4 protein-coding genes are annotated in these 4891 nt (G+C 58.7%); 3 read left to right on the top strand and 1 reads right to left on the bottom strand.

The window, feature by feature from the left end; translation table 11 throughout:
- Positions 1 to 225 precede the first annotated feature (225 nt).
- Positions 226 to 1392, top strand: coding sequence for a flavin-dependent monooxygenase (locus IC50_RS33795; protein WP_035715546.1), 1167 nt, complete (start codon positions 226 to 228; stop codon positions 1390 to 1392).
- Positions 1393 to 2414: 1022 nt separating this feature from the next.
- Here IC50_RS33795 and IC50_RS33790 read toward each other — a convergent pair.
- Positions 2415 to 3062, bottom strand: coding sequence for an FkbM family methyltransferase (locus tag IC50_RS33790; RefSeq protein WP_028144322.1), 648 nt, complete (start codon positions 3060 to 3062; stop codon positions 2415 to 2417).
- A 949-nt stretch (positions 3063 to 4011) separates the two neighbouring features.
- On the opposite strand from IC50_RS33790, the gene IC50_RS33785 reads away from it, so the two are divergent.
- On the top strand, positions 4012 to 4326 hold the full coding sequence (locus tag IC50_RS33785) for a co-chaperone GroES (protein ID WP_011084856.1): 315 nt from the start codon (positions 4012 to 4014) through the stop codon (positions 4324 to 4326).
- 82 nt (positions 4327 to 4408) lie between these two features.
- Positions 4409 to 4891: TCP-1/cpn60 chaperonin family protein (locus tag IC50_RS33780; RefSeq protein ID WP_277996267.1), on the top strand; the 483-nt coding region annotated here is incomplete at its 3' end.

The following is a 4891-nucleotide window of genomic DNA, read 5'->3' as shown; positions in this document are numbered from 1 at the left end:
GGCTGTTTTGCCGGCCAGCCTCCATGCAACGGCAACAGCTCCATCTCAGTCTAGCTTCCCGGCCCGTAAATTGGGAAGCTACCGTGCGCAATCACATGCAAGCGATATCAACTGCGACAACTCTGAGAATGTCCTCCCGCCGGTATGGTATCACCCAGTTTCGCCCCGTGCGCAGTCCATGAATGACGCGCGACCATGATCGGCACAAGACGCGGAGGACGATTTATGAACGCTTCACCCGAAAAGCAATGTCCCGAATCCCACACCGCGGCTGCGACCTGGGATAATCTGTCGCCGCTACTTGTCGAGATCCGTGCGCGTCGCAACGAGTTTGGCCCCGCGCAGGAAATTCCAAAAGAGATCATCGACGGCTTCAGGCGCATCGGCATCTATCGGGCTATGGTCGCGAAGCGATTCGGCGGCGAGGAGCGAACACCAGCCGAATTTTGCCGCCAGATCGAGCGCATCTCCGAGGCCGACGGATCCGCCGGTTGGGTCGCCAGCTTCGGGGATGGAGCTCGCTACCTCGCTGCTCTTCCGGACGACACGCTTCGAAAAGTGTACGCCAATGGACCTGACGTCGTATTGGCGGGTGCGCTCTTCCCGCTCCAGCCCGCCAGGCGATGCGCCGACGGATTTGTCGTGAACGGCGTGTGGCCATTCGCTAGCGGCTCGCCCGGGGCGGATTTGATAGGAGTTGGTATAACACTGGAAGACGATCCGGCCGGAGACCTCCCGCGTGTAGCGGTGATTCCGGCAGAGAAGGTTACAATCCGGCCCAATTGGGACGTCATCGGACTGCGAGGCACCGGAAGCCACGACGTTGTCGTCAGCGACGTCATTGTGCCAGAGCAATGGACCTTGATCCGCGGCGGTCCGGTGACACTTGATGGGCCGATCTATCGTTATCCGTCCGTCGCTTTCGCTGCGCAAGCGCATGCGATCGTCGGCATCGGGATTGCGCGAGCCGCAATAGACGAGGTGATCGCCATGGCCGGAAGCCGCGCCTCGATCACTGGAGCGCCCGTGATGGCTCAGCGCGGCTATGTCCAACTTGAAATCGCCAAAGCCGAATCCATGCTACGTTCCGCTCGTTCCTTCTTTTACGAGGCCACGGAAGAGCTGTGGAAGCAAGCGCTCACGGGCGAGGTAAATCTGAGCACGACGATGCAAGTGCGGCTCGCCGCGACGAACGCCGCGCGGCAGGGCGCTGAGGTCTGCAGGATCTCGAGCGGTCTTGCTGGAACTGAGGCGCTCTATACCAGCAGCAATCTAGCACGCGCCATGTGCGACAGCTTCGTGGTTGCCCAGCACGCAGCTTTAAACGAGGGAACGCTTCAGAGTGCTGGCCTCGCCCTGCTCGGAACTGCAATACAGCCCGGCTTTCCATGAAGTAAGGGGATCAGGCGCGGGCAACAGGCCACGCGAATGGATTACCGGACCGGCGTCATGATGTGGTCTGCTGCTGAGGACGTGGCGACCTTGTTTCAATGTGAACAAAGACACTACTGGGCTCTCCCTCCTTCAAAACGAAACCTCGTATCCTGGACCATTCGTTCGTCATCCAAACACGGCGATGTTTTTTGAGCCTCTACGCCCCTGCCCGATCATTGACGTGCCGAGCGGGATCTACCTGAATTTCTGCGCAACGGCTCGCGGTTCAACCGACGAACTTTCCAAATCACCGAGCGACGGGGCTCGACTCTCGCGGGCTGTGCCGCCTGGGCGCACGGTGCAGCACTGCACGGCGCAATATCCTGGCACTCGACCTTGCCGCTTATCGATGCGGCACGCCGACACTGGCAAGGGCAGTACGACATTGATGTGAAGCGTACCGTGCACCTCCATCGGAATGATGGATCAATCTGGCTCTTGGCCGCTGCTGGCGGATCGGCATCGACGGCGCGGAAGAGACGCTGCGGCCGCATGAGATCGCGCATCGCCTAACCGGCCATCTTCCGGCTGAAGAGACCCATGTCAGCCCTCCAATACAGCCAGCCCTCTGCCGTTGGGATGGAGTGACATTAGCAAGCTAGACCCGGTTTGGGGCGCGCCGACGAGGCCGCGCGATGGATTGGCGTGATCGGCAGTAGATCCTGGCGACTGCCGGTAGAGCGGAACCGACGAAGCGGCGTCATGAATGTGCGAACGCCTTGCTGCTACATCGGCTGTCCGATCGCCACGGCAGCGCCACGGCGCCACGGCCTTAGCTCCTCAGGATCGGATGGACCCGCTGACTGCCATGGCGCTGGCCGCACCCTACGGACCGGCTGGCGCTCACGCCGGCCCGAAACCGCACACCAATCGGGCTAACGATAGCCGCCCGCCTTGACGATCACCGTTGTGCGGGTGCGGCCATCACAGAGTCCGTTGATCAGGCGCGGCATGAATGAGACGCTAGATATGAGTAGCTGCTAGACACGCGTATTCCTGAGCAATACATCACCTTCCACTGCGCGCGGATAGTGAGCCGCCACTTCAAATGATGGCAATAAGCTAAGAATGGCTTGCAGGCTCAACTGCCCTTCGTAGAGCTCGCGATCACTATATTCGGTGTAGATAAAGCGCGTGTTGCTCAAGGTCCGCATACCGCCGGCGATAACGTCGGCTTCGGCTCCCTGAACGTCCATCCAGATGAAATCGACTCCGTCCAATTTGGCTTCGCTGCACCAGTCGTCAAGCCGCCGTGTTTCAACCGAGACAGGCCGATCAAACCGGACCCAATCATACTCGGTAAGATGATTCTTTGGGCGGCGTATTGAACCGGACAGGTCCCAATCTTTCGCATCCCCATCTGCATTACTCGGATGGAAGTCGATCGTCCCGTTTCGGTCACTGATGGCAATTTCTAGCAGCTTCACCTTATTGAGGGATGGACCGAGCTTCTTCTTGAAGCGCGCGATCGCTCGGGGGTCCGGCTCAAAGCAGTAAAGCTCGGGTTGCGGGCACAGCTCGAGGAACTTTTGCGTATCAGTCCCATCATTGCAGCCAATATCCAGGATGACCGGATTCGGCTTCTGCAGAAGTGAGACGATGTGCTGATGTACTTCTACGGACGACACAGATGCTCTTCCATGGTGCGCGGAGATCGGATGAATTTTGACTTGGAAGTCGATCACACGCCGGAAGCAGCTGCACAACGTATATCAAGGTATATTGCTCTTAAATCCGCCAATCCCTTCGATCCTCGACAGCTGTTTGGATGCCATCGACATCAAAAGGAGGGAGTCTATCGAGCACCTCGCGATGCAATTCTCGACCCTATCGCCGGAAAATGCGGCCTCAGTGAGTCAGATCGCCGTCTTGGCTTTTTGCCAGCCGAAAGAACGCCTTGGTTCAAGCGCCACCTGCCGGATATGATTTATGGCACGTGCCGAGCAGAGTGGCCCCTCGTGCATAGCAACAGCCCCTCATCTCGATGACAATTGCGCAAAAATGCGCGCTCTCGGCTCATGGCCGCCATCTCAGATAGTAGCTCCCGGCACTCTCTTCCTCGGAAACGCAGGCGAGGAACGCAACCGTGAAAGCACAGCGGTACGCGATGTCCGGCGCAATCAAGCTTTCGCGGCGCGTGCAAATTTCTTCAAGTGCTGCCGGCACGATGACCAGGGTGAATTCAATAGGGTTTGAGCGCCGCCGCTGGACACCGCTTGTGGACCGCACGCTTTGTCCGCCACAGCTGCTAGATGGTGCCGTCAGGCGATCACGTGCAATGCCGGCACCGCCGCCAACACGCGCAGTCTTTCGAACTGTCCAACGGCCCCCGGAGCAGCGTTGAAGTGTTCCCGGGATCAAAGCAGTATTCGAAGAAACGCAATGTCATTTTCACGACAGCGGGCGGGCTGGTGCACCTCTACGCGTTTGTTTCTGGACAACACACGCGCAGCCGCTGAATGCTTCAGCGGAACTGGAAGGGCAGATCGCTTAGCGCATTTCTGGCCTGACTCTTGCTACGGGCTGCTTGTCACATTGTGCTTAACTCCAACTTGTTCAGACGCTCAGGAGACCTCTATGAAATTCCGTCCGCTTCACGACCGCGTCGTGGTCAAGCGTATCGACGCAGAAGAGAAGACCGCCGGCGGCATCATCATCCCCGACACAGCCAAAGAAAAGCCATCGCAGGGCGAAGTCATTGCAGTTGGCCCGGGCGGCCACGATGATAGCGGCAAGCTAATTCCGATCGACATCGAAGTCGGTGATCGCGTGCTGTTTGGCAAGTGGTCCGGCACCGAGGTCAAGATCGATGGGCAAGACCTGTTGATTATGAAGGAGAGCGACGTGATGGGTGTTCTCACCGATGTCTTCTCCAAGAAGAAAGCCGCCTAATTCACAGCAAAGCTCACCCCTCCTGAGGAGAGCCCATCGGGCGCGCCAAAGGATGACTTAATAGGGACTGAAGGAATTTTCTATGTCAGCCAAAGAAGTGAAGTTCGGAGTAAACGCGCGGGACCGTATGCTGCGCGGTGTCGACATTCTCGCCAACGCCGTGCAGGTCACGCTCGGTCCGAAAGGCCGCAACGTCGTGCTCGACAAGTCGTTCGGCGCACCTCGAATTACCAAGGACGGCGTTGCCGTCGCCAAGGAGATCGAGCTCGACGACAAGTTCGAGAACATGGGTGCCCAGATGGTGCGTGAGGTCGCTTCGAAGGCTGCGGATGCTGCTGGCGACGGTACCACCACCGCGACCGTCCTGGCCGCTGCGATTGTGCGAGAAGGCGCCAAGTCGGTTGCCGCCGGTATGAACCCGATGGACCTCAAACGCGGTATCGACCTTGCGGTCGAGGCTGTGGTTGCGGACCTTCAGAAGAACTCCAAGAAGGTCACCTCGAACGACGAGATCGCCCAGGTCGGCGCAATTTCGGCAAACGGCGACCAGGAGATCGGCAAGTTC

The organism is Bradyrhizobium genomosp. I (2014) (assembly GCF_000261685.1).
Lineage (GTDB): Bacteria > Pseudomonadota > Alphaproteobacteria > Rhizobiales > Xanthobacteraceae > Bradyrhizobium.
This window is presented reverse-complemented; position numbering and strand designations above follow the sequence as displayed.